The 18020-nt window shown below is 63.6% G+C and carries 18 protein-coding genes; 12 read left to right on the forward strand and 6 right to left on the reverse strand.

Features of this window, described 5'->3' with window-relative positions; all coding sequences use genetic code 11:
- A partial coding sequence (locus tag APH30_RS18895; protein WP_156326558.1) for a HAMP domain-containing protein occupies positions 1-922 on the reverse strand: 922 nt, incomplete at its 3' end.
- Positions 923-1115: 193 nt separating this feature from the next.
- Here APH30_RS18895 and APH30_RS18900 point away from each other — a divergent pair.
- From APH30_RS18900 to APH30_RS18930, 7 genes are all read left to right on the forward strand, one after another.
- Positions 1116-1835 (forward strand): response regulator transcription factor, encoded by a 720-nt coding sequence (locus APH30_RS18900; protein ID WP_054913427.1) that lies wholly within the window; start codon positions 1116-1118, stop codon positions 1833-1835.
- Between the two features lie 2 nt (positions 1836-1837).
- Entirely contained in the window at positions 1838-3199 is a 1362-nt protein-coding gene (locus APH30_RS18905; RefSeq protein ID WP_054913428.1) for a sensor histidine kinase, read from the forward strand.
- An 87-nt stretch (positions 3200-3286) separates the two neighbouring features.
- Entirely contained in the window at positions 3287-4186 is a 900-nt protein-coding gene (gene cysM, locus APH30_RS18910; protein WP_033690658.1) for a cysteine synthase CysM, read from the forward strand.
- Positions 4187-5545 (forward strand): 23S rRNA (uracil(1939)-C(5))-methyltransferase RlmD, encoded by a 1359-nt coding sequence (rlmD, locus tag APH30_RS18915; RefSeq protein WP_054913429.1) that lies wholly within the window; start codon positions 4187-4189, stop codon positions 5543-5545.
- A gap of 97 nt (positions 5546-5642) precedes the next feature.
- Positions 5643-7883 (forward strand): GTP diphosphokinase, encoded by a 2241-nt coding sequence (relA, locus tag APH30_RS18920; RefSeq protein ID WP_009684292.1) that lies wholly within the window; start codon positions 5643-5645, stop codon positions 7881-7883.
- A gap of 124 nt (positions 7884-8007) precedes the next feature.
- Entirely contained in the window at positions 8008-8841 is an 834-nt protein-coding gene (gene mazG / locus APH30_RS18925; RefSeq protein ID WP_009684293.1) for a nucleoside triphosphate pyrophosphohydrolase, read from the forward strand.
- A gap of 26 nt (positions 8842-8867) precedes the next feature.
- A complete protein-coding gene (locus tag APH30_RS18930) occupies positions 8868-9407 on the forward strand; it encodes a DUF2058 domain-containing protein (protein ID WP_009684294.1) in 540 nt (179 codons plus the stop codon).
- 45 nt (positions 9408-9452) lie between these two features.
- Here APH30_RS18930 and APH30_RS18935 read toward each other — a convergent pair whose 3' ends face one another.
- The 4 genes from APH30_RS18935 to purM form a co-directional block, all read right to left on the reverse strand.
- Positions 9453-9635 carry a hypothetical protein gene (locus APH30_RS18935; protein WP_029886605.1) on the reverse strand — a complete coding sequence of 61 codons (183 nt, stop codon included), beginning with the start codon at positions 9633-9635 and terminating at the stop codon, positions 9453-9455.
- Positions 9636-9958: 323 nt separating this feature from the next.
- Entirely contained in the window at positions 9959-10669 is a 711-nt protein-coding gene (locus tag APH30_RS18940; RefSeq protein WP_029886606.1) for a DUF3108 domain-containing protein, read from the reverse strand.
- A gap of 8 nt (positions 10670-10677) precedes the next feature.
- Positions 10678-11331: a phosphoribosylglycinamide formyltransferase gene (gene purN, locus APH30_RS18945; RefSeq protein ID WP_054913430.1), complete on the reverse strand. Its 654-nt coding sequence runs from the start codon at positions 11329-11331 to the stop codon at positions 10678-10680.
- Positions 11331-12389, reverse strand: coding sequence for a phosphoribosylformylglycinamidine cyclo-ligase (purM, locus tag APH30_RS18950; RefSeq protein WP_009683953.1), 1059 nt, complete (start codon positions 12387-12389; stop codon positions 11331-11333). Before purM ends, purN begins: the two co-directional genes overlap by 1 nt.
- Before the next feature lie 321 nt (positions 12390-12710).
- Between purM and APH30_RS18955 the strand changes: the two genes are divergently transcribed.
- From APH30_RS18955 to APH30_RS18975, 5 genes are all read left to right on the forward strand, one after another.
- A complete protein-coding gene (locus tag APH30_RS18955) occupies positions 12711-13772 on the forward strand; it encodes a DUF2066 domain-containing protein (RefSeq protein ID WP_054913431.1) in 1062 nt (353 codons plus the stop codon).
- Between the two features lie 12 nt (positions 13773-13784).
- Positions 13785-14858 carry an AI-2E family transporter gene (locus tag APH30_RS18960; RefSeq protein WP_047150256.1) on the forward strand — a complete coding sequence of 358 codons (1074 nt, stop codon included), beginning with the start codon at positions 13785-13787 and terminating at the stop codon, positions 14856-14858.
- A 188-nt stretch (positions 14859-15046) separates the two neighbouring features.
- Entirely contained in the window at positions 15047-15754 is a 708-nt protein-coding gene (hda, locus tag APH30_RS18965) for a DnaA regulatory inactivator Hda (protein WP_009683956.1), read from the forward strand.
- A gap of 127 nt (positions 15755-15881) precedes the next feature.
- Complete coding sequence (locus tag APH30_RS18970) at positions 15882-16520, forward strand: C40 family peptidase (protein ID WP_054913432.1); 639 nt, start codon at positions 15882-15884, stop codon at positions 16518-16520.
- 141 nt (positions 16521-16661) lie between these two features.
- The gene (locus APH30_RS18975; RefSeq protein WP_033690602.1) at positions 16662-17198 is read left to right on the forward strand and encodes a C40 family peptidase; all 537 of its coding nucleotides are present in this window, start codon (positions 16662-16664) and stop codon (positions 17196-17198) included.
- Positions 17199-17214: 16 nt separating this feature from the next.
- Here APH30_RS18975 and APH30_RS18980 read toward each other — a convergent pair.
- Positions 17215-18020 (reverse strand): sorbosone dehydrogenase family protein (locus APH30_RS18980; RefSeq protein WP_177333756.1); only part of this gene is annotated, 806 nt, incomplete at its 5' end.

An 18020-nucleotide genomic window follows, 5' to 3' on the forward strand; every position in this document is an offset into this window, starting at 1 on the left:
TAAAGCCGAGAATGCCGTTGAGCGGGGTGCGGATCTCATGGCTCATGTTGGCCAGGAACTCCGACTTGATGCGGCTGGCCTCCAGTGCCTCCTTGCGAGCCATGTCCAGTTCGATGTTCTGGATTTCGATGGTTTCCAGGTTCTGGCGCACGTCTTCGGTGGCCTGGTCGATGCTGTGCTGCAGTTCTTCATGGGCGTTGTGCAGGGTTTCGGCCATGCGGTTGATGCCGCGTGCCAGTTCGTCCAGCTCATGGCTGCCCATGGTCGGCAGGCGCTCTTCGAGGTGGCCGTCCTTGAGCTGGTTGACCGCGTGCTTGATACGTTCGATGGGGTCGTTGATCGAGCGGCCCATGCGCAATGCCAGCAGGCCGCTGAGCACCAGGCAGGCGAGGATCAGCAGCAGGCTGGTGAACAGGTTGCGGTAGCCGCGCAGCAGGGTGCCATCGTGGGACAGCTCGATCTCGACCCAGCCCAGCAGCCGCTCGGCTTCGGCAGGCACGGCCTCGGTGGCCAGGTCCCGGTGGTGGCCGAACACGGGCATCAGGTAGCGGGTGGCGTCATTGCCGCTGCGCTGCAGCAACTGGGTGCCGGTGCCGCCGCTGGGTGGCTGGTTGAGCATGCTCGGCCCGGCATGGGCCAGGCGCGTGCGGTCCGGCGCCAGGAAGGCAACCGAGCGCACGTCGCTCTGCTCCAGGGTTTGCGCGGCGATGCGCTCCAGCTGCGCAGGCGCCAACCGGGCCATGGCCGGGGCGGCCAGCGGCGCCAGCTGTTCGGCGATCATCTTGCCGCGCTGCAGTAACTGGGTGCGCAGGTCGTTTTGTTGCAGCCAGGTGAAATAACTGCCCAGCACCAGCGCCATCAGGCCTGCCGGTAACAGTGCCAGCAGCAGGACCCGGCTGCGGATTCCCAAACGATCGAGCACACTCGCCTCCTGTGATGTGCCTGGCCACCGTCAGTGGGTGACGGCCAAGACGCGACGTTACTCTGCCTGGCACGCCATTGCATCTGTTTAGTCGGTGTTTTGCGCCGATCCTGCAGCGCGGGTCGTATCGCGGTTGCCTGGCAGGGCGCACATACACAATAATCGCGTAATTGAGAATGCATGGCAGTTGCCAATGAGTCCTGTAGCTATTCACAACCCCAATGTCCTCGCCATCGAGGACGACCCGGTGCTGGGCGCCTACCTGCATGAAGAGCTGCAGCGCGGTGGCTTCCAGGTCACCTGGTGCCGCAGTGGCCTGGAGGGCCTGGAAACGGCAGGCCGCCAGGTCTTCGACGTGGTGCTCATGGATATTCTGCTGCCTGGGTTGAATGGTCTGGATGCGCTGGCCCAGTTGCGCCAGCGCAGTACCACACCGGTGATTCTGATGTCGGCGCTGGGCGCCGAGGCAGACCGCATCAGCGGCTTTCAGCGCGGGGCCGACGACTACCTGCCCAAACCCTTCAGCATGGCTGAGCTGCAAGTGCGCATTGAAGCGATCCTGCGCCGTGTAGCGCTCGAACGCCGCTACCAGGCGCCGCAGCCGCCGGCAGAGGCGGGCGCGCTGCACTTCGACGATGGCCTGTGCGATGTGCGCCTTGATGGCCGTCTGGCCGGGCTGACCCCCAGCGAGTTTCGCCTGCTCGACACCCTTTACCGCAACCAGGAGGAAGTGCTGAGCAAGGCGTTCCTGTACCAGCAGGTGTTGCAACGCGGCTATTCGCGGCACGACCGCAGCCTGGACATGCATGTCAGCCAGATCCGCCGCAAGCTCAAGGGCATCGGTTATCAGGGGTTGCAGATCCGCACCGTATGGGGCAAGGGCTACGTGTTCGGCGTGGGTGAGGCGCAATAGCCATGCTCGACCGCCATTCGCTGTTCTGGAAACTGGCCATCCTGCTGGTCGGCTTCTGCCTGCTGATGATCGGCCTCAGCTACACCTGGGGCCAGCGCATGGAGCTGCAGAACGCCTTCTTGTCGGAGCCGGCGCGCCAGACCTTGCGCGGCTATGCCAGCGAGGCCGAGCAGGCCTGGCGCAGCGGTGGTCGGGCCGGGCTGGACCAGTGGGTGGCGGCGATGCACCAGCGTGAACATGGCTGGGTGGGTGTGCTCGATATCAACCTGAAACCGCTCGACAGCGCGGCTCTCAACCCGCAGATCATGCAGCGCCTGACCCGCCTGCGTGGGGTCGACTGGCCGATGAGCCGGCGCAGCGTCGAGCAGCCGTGGCTACGCATCCCGTTCCCCGGTGCGCCCGAGCAGGGCATGCTGGTGATCGAACTGCCCAAGCGCTTCAACCCGGACCAGCACCGCGTGCTGTGGCGCATCATCACCAACGGCATCATCCCGGGCCTGTTCACCTTGCTGCTGTGCGTGGGCCTGTACCGCATGCTGATCGTGCCGTTGAACCAACTGCGCGAGCAGGCCCGGGCCTGGCGTGCCGACCAGCTTTCGACTCGCCTTGATTCGCGGCTCATCGCCCGGCACGACGAGCTGGGGGAACTGGCCCGCGCCTTCGACCAGATGGCCGAGCGGCTACAGGGCACCGTCACCCTGCAACAACAGCTGCTGCGCGACTTGTCCCATGAAATGCGCACCCCCCTGAGCCGTTTGCGCGTGGCTTGCGACGGGGAAACCGATCTGCAACGCCTGCGCGAGCGCCTCGGCCGGGAACTGGACGGCATGCAGCAACTGGTCGAGGCAACCCTGCAACTGGCCTGGCAGGACGCCGAGCGTGCGCCGATGAACCTGGAGCCGATCGAGGTTCAGGCCTTGTGGGACCTGCTGGCCGAGAATGCCTGCTATGAAAGTGGCTGGGCGCCCACGCGGCTGCGTTGCGAAGTACCAGACGGTTGCTGGGTGCAGGGTAACCTCAACCACTTGGCCCAGGCGCTGGAGAACCTGCTGCGCAATGCCATTCGGTATTCGCCGGCCGACGGTGTCGTGCGCTTGGGTGGGCAACGTGAAGGTGGCTACTGGTGCCTGTGGCTGGAAGACGAGGGCGGTGGCGTGGGCGACGATGAGCTGGAGCGGATTTTCGCGCCGTTCTTGCGCCTGGACGGTTCGCGGCCCGGCGTGGGTGGCTTTGGCCTGGGGCTGAGCATTGCCCGCAGCGCCATCCAGCGCCAGGGTGGCACGCTGTGGGCGCAGAACGGCAAGCGCGGGTTACGCCTGTGCATGAGGTTGCCGGTGCAGCAGCCCCCGTCATATAGCCTGTAGCTATATCCACTACAGATTGCGTGATATGGCCGGGAAGGGTTTGCCGGTATGATAGGCGCCCCTGCCGTCCGGATTGTGAAATACACCATGACCTTGCAGTACCCAACCATCGCCGATTGCGTCGGCAATACGCCACTGGTTCGCCTGCAGCGCATTGCTGGCCAAACCAGCAATACTCTCCTGCTCAAGCTCGAAGGTAACAATCCCGCCGGCTCGGTGAAGGACCGCCCGGCCCTGTCGATGATCACCCGCGCCGAGTTGCGTGGCCAGATCAAGCCCGGTGACACCCTGATCGAAGCCACCTCCGGCAATACCGGCATCGCCTTGGCGATGGCAGCGGCGATCAAGGGCTACAAGATGATCCTGATCATGCCGGACAACTCCACCGCTGAGCGCAAGGCGGCCATGACCGCCTACGGCGCCGAGCTGATTCTGGTGACCAAGGAAGAGGGCATGGAAGGTGCCCGCGACCTGGCCGAGAAGCTGCAGCGTGAAGGCCGCGGCCTGGTGCTGGACCAGTTCGCCAACGGTGACAACCCGGTTGCCCACTACAACAGCACCGGCCCGGAAATCTGGCAGCAGACACAGGGCAGCGTCACCCATTTCGTCAGCTCCATGGGGACCACCGGCACCATCATGGGCTGCTCGCAGTACCTCAAGGAGCAAAACCCGGCGGTGCAGATCATCGGCCTGCAACCGATGGAAGGTTCGGCCATCCCGGGTATCCGCCGTTGGCCGCAGGAGTACCTGCCGAAGATCTTCGACGCCACGCGCGTAGACCGCGTGGTCGACATGTCGCAGCAGGAAGCCGAAGACACCACCCGCCGCCTTGCCCGCGAAGAGGGCATTTTCTGCGGCGTGTCTTCCGGTGGTGCGGTTGCCGCCATGCTGCGCCTGTCGCGTGAGGTGGAGCATGCAGTAATGGTGGCGATCATTTGCGACCGCGGTGACCGTTACCTGTCCACCGGCCTGTTCGATCCCAGCTAAATGACCAAGAAAAAAACCAACAGCGGCCTGCGCTTCCAGCCGGCCGGCGGTAGCCGCAGCCCCCAGGTCCCCGTGGGCAAGAAGCAGCGCCTGGACATCGAGCGGGTGGCCGGCGACGGCCGTGGCATTGCCTTCCATGAAGGGCGTACCTGGTTCGTCAGTGGCGCCCTGGCCGGTGAGGCCGTGGAAGCGCGGGTGCTCAATGCGCGCGGCAAGGTGGTCGAGGCCCGCCTGGAGCGTGTGCTGCAGGCCAGCCCCGAGCGCCGTGAAGCGCCCTGTCGCCATTACAGCCGCTGTGGTGGCTGCACCCTGCAGCACCTGCCGCACGAGGCGCAACTGGCGCTGAAGCAGCGGACCTTGGCCGAACAACTGCAACGGGTGGCCGGTGTGCAGCCCGACGCCTGGGCGCCGCCGCTTAGCGGGCCAGCGTTCGGCTACCGGCGCCGTGCTCGCGTGGCAGTGCGCTGGGACGTCAAGGCGCGTGAGCTGCACGTCGGCTTCCGTGCCGAAGCCAGCCAGGACATCATCGCCATCGACGATTGCCCGGTGCTGGTACAGCCCTTGCAGTCGATTCTGCGCCACCTGCCGACCGTGCTGCGTTCGCTGGAAAAACCGCAGGCCTTGGGCCATGTGGAGCTGTTCAGCGGCTCTGCCGAAGCGCTGCTGGTGCGCCATGTGGCGCCATTGCCGGCGCAGGACCTGGCCCGGTTGCAGGCGTTCTGCGAGCAGGCCAACGCGCAGTTATGGCTGCAAGGCGAAGGTGAACCGGCGCCCGTCGAACCTGCGGCACCATTGGGCTTTGCCCTGGCGCCGTGGCAGCTTGAGCTGGCCTGGCGCCCTGGCGACTTCGTGCAGGTCAACGCCCAGGTCAATACGGCGATGATCGAGCAGGCGCTGGCCTGGCTTGCGCCGCAGGCCGATGAGCGGGTGCTCGACCTGTTCTGCGGCCTGGGCAACTTCGCCCTGCCGCTGGCACGCCAGGCGCGTGAAGTGGTGGCAGTGGAAGGTGTGCAAGCCATGGTCGATCGGGCCGCGGCCAATGCCAGAAACAACAATGTGCATAACGCACGGTTTTTTCAGGCCGATTTATCGCAGCCATTGGCCGGCACCGGATGGGCCGCCGAGGGCTTTTCTGCGGTACTCTTGGACCCACCGCGCGACGGTGCTTACGAGGTGGTGCAAGGCATCGCCCGCCTCAAGGCCAGCAGGCTGGTCTATGTATCGTGCAACCCGGCCACACTGGCGCGAGACGCCCAGGTGCTGGCCGGCCAGGGGTACCGGTTAACACGGGCCGGGATTCTCGACATGTTTCCTCAAACGGCGCATGTCGAGGCCATGGCGTTATTCGAAGCGGGCTAGCTGACTGGCCCCTTGGTGCGGCCGCCACGGAAGGGTGGCTGTACGGTGATCGCCAGCGCCGCCGTGAGTGCAGCGCTGTATGGAAAGGTAAAACAAGATGGTACAGGTGAGAGTGCACCAGCCGGTCAACACGGACGGCAGTATCAATCTCGATGCATGGCTGGATCATGTGGTAAGTGTCGATTCGGCACTGGATCGCGCAGCGCTGAAAGAAGCCTGCGAGTTTGCTCACGAGGTCGAAAAAAAGGGCAACCCCGCCAAGCATTCCTGGGCGGACGGCACGTCCAGCTTTCAGGCAGGGCTGGAAATTGCCGAAATCCTCGCCGACCTCAAGCTCGACCAGGATTCGTTGGTGGCCGCGGTCATCTACCGTTCGGTGCGCGAGGGGAAGGTCACGTTGGCCGAGGTCAGCCAGCGCTTTGGGCCGGTGGTCTCGAAGCTGATCGACGGCGTGCTGCGCATGGCCGCCATCAGCGCCAGCCTCAGCCCGCGGCAGTCGCTGGTATTGGGCTCGCAGGCGCAGGTCGAAAACCTGCGCAAGATGCTTGTGGCCATGGTCGATGACGTACGCGTGGCGCTGATCAAGCTGGCCGAGCGGACCTGCGCCATCCGTGCGGTCAAGGCGGCCGACGATGAGAAACGCCTGCGCGTCGCGCGTGAGGTGTTCGACATCTATGCGCCGTTGGCGCACCGCCTGGGTATCGGCCATATCAAGTGGGAGCTGGAGGACTTGTCCTTCCGCTACCTGGAGCCCGAGCAGTACAAACAGATCGCCAAGTTGCTGCACGAGCGCCGGCTGGACCGCGAGCGGTTCATCAGCGACGTGATGAACCAGTTGCAGAACGAACTGCTGGCCACCGGGGTGAAAGCCGACATCAGCGGCCGGGCAAAACACATTTATTCGATCTGGCGCAAGATGAAGCGCAAAGGCCTGGAATTCAGCCAGATCTACGATGTGCGCGCAGTGCGTGTGCTGGTGCCGGAAATTCGCGACTGCTATACCGCATTGGGCATCGTCCACACCCTGTGGCGGCACATCCCCAAAGAGTTCGACGACTACATCGCCAACCCCAAGGAGAACGGCTATCGCTCGTTGCACACGGCGGTAATCGGGCCTGAGGGCAAGGTGCTGGAAGTGCAGATCCGTACCCACGGCATGCACGAGGAAGCCGAGCTTGGCGTGTGTGCCCACTGGCGCTACAAAGGCACCGACGTCAAGCCAAGCTCCAACCACTACGAAGAAAAGATCTCCTGGCTGCGCCAGGTGCTGGAATGGCACGAAGAGCTGGGCGACATCGGTGGCCTGGCCGAGCAACTGCGGGTCGACATCGAGCCGGACCGGGTTTATGTGTTCACCCCGGACGGGCATGCCATCGACCTGCCCAAGGGTGCGACACCGCTGGACTTCGCCTACCGCGTGCACACCGAAATCGGCCACAACTGCCGCGGCGCCAAGATCAACGGCCGGATCGTGCCGCTGAACTACAGCCTGCAGACGGGCGAGCAGGTCGAGATCATCACCAGCAAGCACGGCAACCCGAGCCGTGACTGGTTGAACTCCAACCTGGGCTATGTCACCACGTCGCGGGCCCGGGCCAAGATCGTGCACTGGTTCAAGCTGCAGGCGCGCGACCAGAACGTGGCCGCCGGCAAGACCTTGCTCGAACGGGAGCTCAGCCGCCTGGGCCTGCCGCAGGTGGACTTCGAGCGCCTGGCGGAGAAAACCAACGTCAAGACCGCCGAAGACATGTTCGCTTCGCTCGGTGCTGGCGACCTGCGCCTGGCGCACCTGGTCAACGCTGCCCAGCAGTTGCTGGAGCCCGAGCGCATCGAGCAGATCGAACTGGTGCCGCGCAAGCCTGCCGGGCCGCGATCCGGCAAGCGTGGCGACATCCAGATCCAGGGGGTTGGCAACCTGCTGACGCAGATGGCCGGCTGCTGCCAGCCACTGCCGGGCGATGCCATCGTCGGTTACATCACGCAAGGCCGTGGCGTGAGCATTCACCGCCAGGATTGCGCCTCGGTGCTGCAACTGGCAGGCAAGGAACCGGAGCGCATGATCCAGGTGAGCTGGGGGCCGATACCGGTGCAGACCTACCCGGTCGACATCGTCATCCGTGCCTACGACCGCCCGGGGTTGCTGCGCGATGTGTCGCAAGTGCTGCTGAACGAGAAGATCAACGTGCTGGCGGTGAACACCCGCTCGAACAAGGAAGACAACACCGCGCTGATGTCGCTGACCATCGAAATTCCAGGCCTGGACGCGCTGGGGCGGTTGTTGGGGCGCATCTCGCAGTTGCCGAACATCATCGAGACGCGGCGTAATCGTACCCCTTGAGACCGCGGCGCCTGCTTCGCGGGCTTGCCCGCTCCCACAGGTACGGTGCAGTTTTCGAAACCTGCATCCACCCTGTGGCAGCGGGCAAGCCCGCGAAGAAGCCACCACCGAAGGACCTGCCTGAATGACCTACACCCTCGAAGACCTGCTGCACCTCATGGCCCGCCTGCGCGACCCGCAGTACGGTTGCCCATGGGACCTGCAGCAGAACTACGCGAGCATCGTCCCGCATACCCTCGAAGAGGCCTACGAAGTCGCCGACACCATCGAGCGCGGTGACTTCGAGCACTTGCAGGGTGAGCTGGGCGACTTGCTGTTCCAGGTGGTCTACTACAGCCAGCTGGCCAGGGAGGAGGGGCGTTTCGAGTTCGATGGCGTGGTCGACAGCATCACCCGCAAGCTCATTCGGCGCCACCCGCATGTGTTCCCCACGGGTGAGCTGTATGCGCCGCTGGACACCCCCCGCTTGAGCGAGGCCCAGGTCAAGTCGCGCTGGGAAGAAATCAAGGCCCAGGAACGGGCGGAAAAAAGCCTGCCTGAGCAGTTGTCCCTGCTCGACGACGTACCCACGACCTTGCCGGCGCTGTCGCGGGCGGCCAAACTGCAAAAGCGTGCGGCCACGGTCGGCTTCGACTGGCCTGCGGCGCTGCCGGTGCTGGATAAAGTCCGCGAGGAACTGGATGAAGTGCTGCAGGCCATGGCCGATGGCGATGCCGATGCGCTCGAAGATGAGGTCGGTGACCTGCTGTTCGCGGCCGTGAACCTGGCGCGCCACCTCAAGCAAGATCCGGAACATGCCCTGCGCCGCGCCAATCGCAAGTTCGAGCGGCGTTTCCGCTTTATCGAACAGGCATTGCGCGACAGCGGTCGCCCTATTGAAGCGTGTAACCTTGACGAGCTGGACGCCCTGTGGGGCGAAGCCAAGCGTCAGGAAAAGAACCTGCCCAGCTGCGGCTGAGCTGTTGCATAAGTGAGTGAACATTCATGAGCCTTTCCCTTCGCGACCAATTGCTCAAAGCCGGTCTGGTCAACCAGAAACAGGTCTCGCAGACCAACAAAGCTGAAAAGAAACAGAAGCGCATGGAGCACAAAGGCCAGGTCGACGTCGACGACAGCCAGCAGCGTCTGGCCAAGGAAGCCATGGCCGAAAAGGTCAAGCGCGACCAGGAGCTGAACCGCCAGCAGCAGGAAAAGGCGGAGCAGAAGGCCCGTGCCGCACAGATCAAGCAACTGATCGAAGCCACGCGCCTGCCCAAGCTGAGCACAGAGGACTATTACAACTTCGTTGACGACAAGAAGGTCAAGCGTATCGCCGTCAACGCGCTGATGCGTACCAAGCTGAGCAACGGTGCGCTGGCGGTGGTGGCCCATGCCGGCGGTTACGAGGTGATCCCGCGCGAAGCAGCGGTGAAGATCCAGGAACGCGACCCCAGCCGTATCCTGTTGCTGAACACCCATGTCGAGGAAGCGGACGAAGATGACCCGTACGCGGCCTACAAGATCCCTGACGATCTGATGTGGTAAATACGAAAAACCCCGCTTCGGCGGGGTTTTTCATGACGAATGGGGTCATTGCGTGGTGCGCTGGTTTTCCAGGTTCTCGAGCTCTGCCCGGTACTGGTGGGCCTCGTGTTCATTGTGGAACATGCCGACCAGTTGACCTTGCTGGTGCACATCCCAGATGCGTACACCAGCGGCCACGCCTTCGTGGGACATTTTCGATTCGTCGCGTTCGGTTACTTGGACTGTCATCGTTAAACTCCACTTCTTGAGAGGGCTGCGACACTCTGTCGCACACCTTCTTTATAGAGTTTGTTAGCAGCCTAAGTAAATAAAATGGGCATGAAACAAGTTTCATGAAGGCCGAACGCGGTCAAAAAATGTGGGAGCGGCCTTGTGTCGCGAAAGGGTCGCGCAGCGGCCCCAAGCTCTCTGTCCTATCGCCAGATTGCCGGGGCCGCTTTGCGGCCCTTTCGCGACGCAAGGCCGCTCCCACAGGGGGTTCATTAGCCTTGTGCAGGCACAAAAAAGCCCCGCACTAGGCGGGGCTATCGGATGTTTCTGGCCACGCTGGCTCAGTTACCCTTCACCGGCTTGCCATCGACCGTGCCATCCTGCAGCACAATCACATACTCCTTGCCATCGGTCTCCACCTGGCGCAGTTGCACCAGCAGGTAGTCCCAGTTCTTGGCAAACCACAGCTCGGTGATGCGCTTGCTCTGGCTTGGGTCGCGCACGCGCTCGACCTTCACCGCATCGACCTGGCCGGTCTTGGTGGTGACTTTTTCAGTGCCCAGCACGCGGAAGTCGTAATTGTCGATCTCGTCGCCATCGACTACCTGGTAAGTCATGCTCTTCTTGCCTGCCGCCACGTCATGCTGCAAGGCCAGCTGGTAGGAAGACTTGTCCAGTACGCCGCGGTTGAGCGGCAGGGTAATGGCGTCGCCCCGGTCGCTACCGGTGATCTTCTTGGTGTTCCAGTCGAAGTTCAGGTCGACCTTCTTGGCCTTGCCCAGGCCACCACGCTCGAAGTGGTACTTCTGTGGCAGCAGGGTGTCGTTTTCCAGGCGCAGGGTGCTTTGCTCGGTCAGGCTGGCGATCATCATGGAAGCCTTGAAGTTAAGGTCCCAGGTACCGTTGGCATTTTTGACCAGGCTGCGCTCGGCGGTGCCGCTCATGGGCAGCTGCTTCCAGTCGGCGGTATAGCTGGCCGAGAAGGGCTTCAGATCAGCTGCCTGGAGCGGCAGGGCGAGCACGGCGAGAGCCAAGAGCAGGGCACGACGCATAAGTTCTCCTAGGATCGAATCAAGTGACCGCTGGCCGCCAGCGGCTGGCCGTCCAGTAATGCACCCTGTTCAGCAAGGCGCAAGCGGCCTTCGGCAAACCAGCGCACTGCCAGCGGGTAGATCAGGTGTTCCTGCTGGTGAACCCGCTGGGCCAGGCTTTCGACGGTGTCGTCTGGCGCCACCGGCACTACTGCCTGTACGACCAGTGGGCCGCCATCGAGTTCCTCAGTCACGAAGTGTACGCTGCAGCCATGCTCGGCGTCGCCTGCCTCCAGCGCCCGGCGGTGGGTATGCAGCCCTTTGTACCTGGGCAGCAACGACGGGTGGATATTGAGCAGGCGGCCCTGATAGTGGCGCACGAAGTCGCCACTGAGGATGCGCATGAACCCGGCCAGCACCACCAGGTCCGGGGCAAAGCCGTCGATGCACGCCATCAGCGCTGCATCGAAGGCTTCACGGCCGTCGAACCGGGTGTGGTCGAGCACCGCGCTTTCAATGCCGGCGGCTGCGGCGCGTTGCAGGCCGAAGGCATCGGCGCGGTTGGAGACCACCGCACGAATGCGCACCGGGCTGTCCTGGCCTTGGCAACTGTCGATCATGGCTTGCAGGTTGCTGCCGGAACCCGACAGCAGTACCACTATATTGCAGGTCTTGCTCGGCATCAGTGTGCCTTGAGGTTCTGCAGCTCGACCTGGGCGGCGCCTTCGGCGGCTTCGGCGATGTGGCCGATGACCCATGGCTGTTCACCGGCGGCGCGCAGTTCGTTCAGGGCCGCTTCGACCTGGTCCTGGGCGACGCAGATGACCATGCCAACGCCGCAGTTCAATACGCGGTGCATTTCGTGCTCGTCGACGTTGCCTTTTTCCTGCAGGAAGTCGAACACCGCCGGGCGCTGCCAGCTGGCCACGTCTACCACGGCCTGGGCGTTTTTCGGCAGTACGCGCGGGATGTTGTCGAGCAGGCCGCCACCGGTGATGTGGGCCATGGCTTTGACTGCGCCGGTGTTCTTGATCAGCTGCAGCAGCGGCTTGACGTAGATGCGGGTCGGGGCCATCAGCAGGTCGGTCAGCGGGGTGCCGCCCAGCTGGGTGTTCTCGATGTCGGTGGCCGACACTTCGAGGATCTTGCGGATCAGCGAGTAGCCGTTGGAGTGCGGGCCGGAGGACGGCAGGGCGATCAGTGCATCGCCGGTGGCAACCTTGGAACCGTCGATGATGTCGGCCTTTTCCACCACGCCCACGCAGAAACCGGCCAGGTCGTAGTCTTCGCCTTCGTACATGCCAGGCATTTCGGCGGTTTCACCACCGACCAGCGAGCAGCCGGCCAGTTCGCAACCGGCACCGATGCCGGTGACCACGGTGGCAGCCACGTCGACATTGAGCTTGCCGGTGGCGTAGTAGTCGAGGAAGAACAGCGGCTCGGCGCCGCACACCACCAGGTCGTTGACGCACATGGCGACCAGGTCCTGGCCGATGCTGTCATGCTTGTTCAGGTTCAGCGCCAGGCGCAGCTTGGTGCCGACGCCGTCGGTGCCGGAGACCAGCACCGGCTGCTTGTAGCCGGCCGGGATCTCGCAAAGGGCGCCGAAGCCGCCCAGGCCACCCATGACTTCAGGGCGTGCGGTGCGTTTTGCCACGCCCTTGATGCGTTCGACCAGTGCTTCGCCGGCGTCGATGTCTACACCGGCGTCCTTGTAGCTCAGGGAGGGTTGCTTGCTCATTGATCCAGGCCTTTAGGAGGGAGGGATTCTTAAAAACGACCATGGCGGCCAAGGCCGGCGGGTGAGCGACGGCTGCCTGAAACGTCAGTGGTCTGTGAAGGCGCGCGATTTTATCAGGGTTGCCGGGCAGCGGCCATCCTCAGGCCGACGGGCAGGCCGGTAAATTGCTGAAAAATGGCCCGGGGTGGTTGATGGGGTTGCATATGTATAAGCTGCAACCAGCGAGCCTCAGGCCGCAAGAAAATGCAGCGCCGCGCTGGCGCTGCATTAAGCTTGTAGCGTGAAGCTCACGGCTTGAAGCACGACTGGACGGAATCCTCGATGCGCTTGATCTCTATTCTGGCAGCCGGTTGCCTGGCCCTTGTGTCGGCCGCCGCCATGGCTGAAAACGTCTCCGACCTTTACCAGGTGCACGAACCGCTTGCGGGGCAGGGCGCCGAAGCGCGTACAGCCGCTACCGGCAAGGCCCTCGAAACCCTCATCCTGCGCCTGACCGGTGACCCCAAGGCGGTGCAAAGCCCAGGGTTGGCGGGCCTGCGCAAAGACCCGCAGCAAATCATCAACCAGGTCGGCACCGAGGCGGGCCCGCCGGAATCGGTTGTGGTCGAGTTCGACCCGGGCAGTACCGAGCGCGCACTGCGCAAGGCTGGCCTGGCCTTGTGGGGGAGCAACCGGCCGTCGATCCTCAGCTGGTGGCTCAATCACAGTGTCGAAGGCAGCAGCCTGGTCGGTGATGGCCAGCCCAGTGCCCAGCCACTGCGGCGTGCCGCCCAGCATCGCGGTTTGCCGCTGCGCCTGCCGCTGGCCGACCTGCAGGAGCAATTGGTAGCCAATGCCAAACAACTCGAAGGCAGCGACCCGGCGCCGCTGCGCGAGGCCGCCGAGCGTTACGGCGCCGACGCCATGCTGGCGGTGCATGCCCAGGAAGCCGATGGCAAGTGGCAAGGTAAATGGCAACTGTGGCTGGGTGACCAGCGCGAGCAGGGCACTGCCGAGGGCGCCGACCAGGCCGCACTGGCTGATGCCGTGATGCTGGCGGTGGGCAACCGCCTTGCACCGCGTTATGTCACCCGGCCGGGGGCCAGCAGCCAGTTGCAGGTGCAGGTGCAGGGGATGAACCTGCAGCGCTACGCCGAGTTGGCTCGGGTGCTGGAACCCTATGGCCCACGCTTGCAGTTGGCTGACGGCACCACCCTGACCTACGGCGTGACCGGCAACCGTGAGCAATTGCGTGCCCAGCTGGGCCTGGCCAAGTTGCAGGAGCTGCCGGTGGAACAAACCGCCGCAGTACCGGCCACGCCGGTGCCTACGGGTGGCCAGGCCCCGGCTACCGAGCCTCAACCTACACCCCCGCCGTTCGACGGCCTGCGTTTTCGTTGGTAAGGAGTACTGACATTGACTGACCTGCGTCGCTGGATCTGGCTGGGCGCCATACTGCTGGTTGTCGTGCTGCTCTATAGCTTGCACAACATTCTCACGCCCTTTCTGATCGGTATTCTGCTGGCCTACCTGGCCGACCCGCTGGTTGATTGGCTGGAGCGCCGCGGGCTGTCGCGGACATGGGGTGTGGTGGTGGTTTTCGCGCTGTTCACCTTGCTGTTCATGGCGTTGTTGCTGGTGCTGGTGCCGATGCTGGCCAAGCAGCTGGTGCGCTTGTACGAGCTGGCGCCGCAGATGCTTGACTGGTTGCAGCACGTGGCCTTGCCGTGGGTGCAGCAGCGGCTTGGCCTGGCCGATGGTTTCTGGAAGTTCGACAAGATCAAGTCGGCTATCAGCGAGCACATGGGCCAGACCACCGACATTGTCGGGGTGGTGTTGTCGCAGGCGACCGCTTCGAGCCTGGCGCTGATCGCCTGGCTGGCCAACATGGTGATGATTCCGGTCGTGGGCTTCTACCTGCTGCGGGACTGGGACCTGATGATGGCCAAACTGCGCAGCCTGTTGCCCCGCCAACAGGAACCCCAGATAGTCGGCCTGGCTGGCGAGTGCCATGAAGTACTGGGGGCCTTCGTTCGCGGGCAGCTGCTGGTGATGGTGGCGTTGGGCATCATCTATTCGGTGGGGCTGATGCTGGTGGGCCTGGAACTGGGCCTGCTGATCGGCATGCTCGCCGGCTTGGCGGCCATCGTGCCGTACATGGGTTTCATCATCGGCATCGGCGCGGCGCTGGTGGCCGGGCTGTTCCAGTTTGGCGGCGACCTGTACCCGATGCTGGGCATTGTCGCGGTGTTCGTCATCGGGCAGGCACTGGAAGGCATGGTGCTGACACCGTTGCTGGTGGGTGACCGCATCGGCTTGCACCCGGTGGCGGTGATCTTCGCCATCCTCGCGGGGGGCGAGCTGTTCGGTTTTACCGGGGTATTGCTGGCGCTGCCGGTGGCGGCGGTGATCATGGTGCTCCTGCGGCATGTGCATGATCTTTATAAAGAGTCGGACATGTATGCCGGGGACGTCGACCCAGAGCTGTAACCCCGGCCACCGCGTCGCGGCTTCATGAGGGGCGCTCCTGTCGTGGCGCAGTGTCGGGGGGTTGCAGCGCAACCTGTTGATTTTGCTTGCGCTATCGGTTGCCGCGATTGTGCGCCCCGCGTTGCGGGTATAGACTTTGCAGATTGTTCACCTAAGGCCCCCTGCGGTCTCATCGACTGCCCGCGAGCATGAAACCACCGATCCAGTTGCCCCTGGGTGTGCGCCTGCGCGATGACGCCACCTTCATCAACTACTATCCGGGCGCCAATGCTGCGGCATTGGGCTACGTCGAGCGGTTGTGCGAAGCCGACGCCGGCTGGACCGAAAGCCTTATCTACCTGTGGGGCAAGCAGGGTGTTGGCCGCAGCCACCTGCTGCAGGCCGCCACGCACCGTTTCCAGCAGCGCGGTGAGCCCGCGGTCTACCTGCCACTGGCGCAACTGCTCGAGCGTGGCGTAGGGCTGCTCGACTACCTGGCGCAGTATGAACTGGTCTGCATAGACGATCTGCATGTGATCGCCGGCAAGCCAGACTGGGAAGAGGCCATGTTCCACCTGTTCAACCGCCTGCGTGACAGCGGCCGACGGCTGTTACTGGCCGCCTCGGCATCACCCCGCGAACTGCCGGTCAAGTTGCCGGATCTGAAGTCGCGGCTGACCCTGGCCCTGGTGTTCCAGATGCGTGGCCTGTCCGATGAAGACAAGCTGCGTGCGCTACAACTGCGTGCCTCGCGCCGCGGCCTGCACCTCACCGACGAAGTCGGGCATTTCATCCTTACCCGCGGTGCACGCAGCATGAGTGCGCTGTTCGACCTGCTCGAGCGCCTCGACCAGGCATCGCTGCAGGCCCAACGCAAGCTCACCATCCCTTTCCTCAAGGAAACCCTCGGCTGGTAACCCCCTGAAATCCTTGGGCCAGAGCAGCAAAACGAAAAAGTCACATCTTTTTCGATAAAATTTGCAAATGGCCATGATAGAGGGCATAGTTTCCCCCTTCTAAAGGATTACAGACACGGTCGTGCCCATGCTGAAGCGCTTTGCACCCCTCGTGCCACTCGCACTCGTGACCCTGCTTTTTGGCTGCGCGGCCCAAGGCCCGGTTTCCCAGTCCCAGGATCACACCCCTGTCGCCGCTCAGGCGGCAGTTAAAACCCAAGCCTCGCCTTCGTCGGTATTCGGCGAACCGGAAGAGCTGGCTACCGAAGATGACCTGGCGTCGTTCTCCAGCAGCAAGCCTTACCAGCTGCCGGTTCTGGCCGACAGCATCCTGGAACGCGGCATGTCGTTGATCGGCACCCGTTATCGCTTCGGCGGTACCTCGGAAAAGTCCGGCTTCGACTGCAGTGGCTTCATCGGTTATCTGTTCCGCGAAGAGGCGGGCATGACCCTGCCGCGCTCCACGCGTGAAATGATCAACGTCGATGCCCCGAAAGTGGCGCGCAACAAACTCAAGCCAGGTGACCTGCTGTTCTTCAGCACCAATGGCCGCGGTCGCGTCAGCCATGCCGGCATCTACCTGGGTGACAACCAGTTCATCCACTCCAGCAGCCGCCGCAGCGGTGGCGTGCGCATCGACAGCCTCGGTGACCGCTACTGGAGCAAGACCTTCATTGAAGCCAAGCGCGCCTTGGCCATGGCGCCGACCAACATCGCGCGCAACTGATGGCAAAATGCTGTACCCTGCCACGGCGGCGGTGCTTTTGAAAAAAAGCTCGCCGCCGTGCGCATTTACAGAAAGCGTCTAATCTAATTTCTCAACTCTTTTCAGCTGCAGCGCAGCGGTCTCAGACAGGAAGTTATGGCCATGGCAACGATGGCGCGGTTCGCATTCCTCTCCTTGGCAACCTTGCTGGCTGCCTGTTCCAGCCGTGCCCCTGCGCCGGCCCCTGTGATAAAGCCCCAGGTCACCTCCTATAGCCAGGCCAGCCCTTCGCCGGTTGCCGATGACGTGTTGATTCGCGCCATTGGTCTGGTGGGCACGCCCTACCGCTGGGGTGGCAATACGCCGGATTCCGGCTTCGATTGCAGCGGCCTGATCAAGTACGTTTACCGGGATGCCGCCGGCATCAGCCTGCCGCGCTCGACGCGGGAGATGATCGTCATGCGGGCGCCCACCGTAAACCTCAACGCGTTGCAGTCCGGTGACCTGGTATTCTTCGCTACCAGTGGCGGCTCGCAAGTCAGCCATGCAGGTATCTACGTAGGTGATGGGCGCTTTGTGCATGCCCCTTCCACGGGTGGCACCGTGCGCCTGGACTACCTGTCCAACAGCTACTGGGCCAAGGCCTACCTGCAGGCCAAGCGGGTGATTCCACAAGGGCACCTGGCGCAGAACCCCTGATAGCAGGGGATCGGGGCTACGGCGCGGTGGCGGCTGCCTTGCTCACCCGCCAGACCACGTTGCCCACATCGTCTGCCACCAGCACCGCTCCGCGTCCATCGTTGATGACACCGACCGGGCGCCCCTTGGCCTGGCCCTGTTCATCCAGGAAGCCGCTCAGCAGGTCCACCGGGCTGCCTGCAGGTTTGCCTGCGCGGTCGAACGGCACGAAAATGACCTTGTAGCCACTGTGAGGCTTGCGGTTCCAAGAGCCATGTTGCCCGACGAACGCGCCGCGCTGGAATGGCGCAGGCAGCGCACCCGGTTCGGCGAACGCCAGCCCCAACGAGGCGGTGTGCGGCCCCACGGCATAATCGGGGACCAGCGCCTGGGCTACCTTTTGCGGTGCGGGCGGTTGCACACGGCTGTCCACATGCTGGCCGTAGTAACTGTAGGGCCAGCCATAAAAGCCGCCGTCCTTCACGGAGGTGATGTAATCGGGCACCAGGTCGCTGCCGATTTCGTCGCGTTCATTGACGGCAGTCCACAGGCTGCCGCTGTTCGGCTCCCAGGCCAGGCCGTTGGGGTTGCGCAGCCCGGTGGCGAACAACCGGTGCTGGCCGTTGGCCGGGTTCACTTCCCAGATCGCAGCCCGCCCTTGTTCCTTGTCCATTCCGTTCTCGGCGACATTGCTGTTTGAACCGACTGTCACGTAAAGGTGTTTGCCGTTGGGGCTGGCGATCACGTTCTTGGTCCAGTGGTGGTTCAGCGGGCCCCCGGGTAGCGCGGTTACCACCTGGCCTTTGTCGGTGATGTGGGTTGCGCCGCTTTGGTAATGAAAAC

It is taken from the genome of Pseudomonas sp. NBRC 111127, assembly GCF_001320345.1.
Lineage (GTDB): Bacteria > Pseudomonadota > Gammaproteobacteria > Pseudomonadales > Pseudomonadaceae > Aquipseudomonas > Aquipseudomonas juntendi.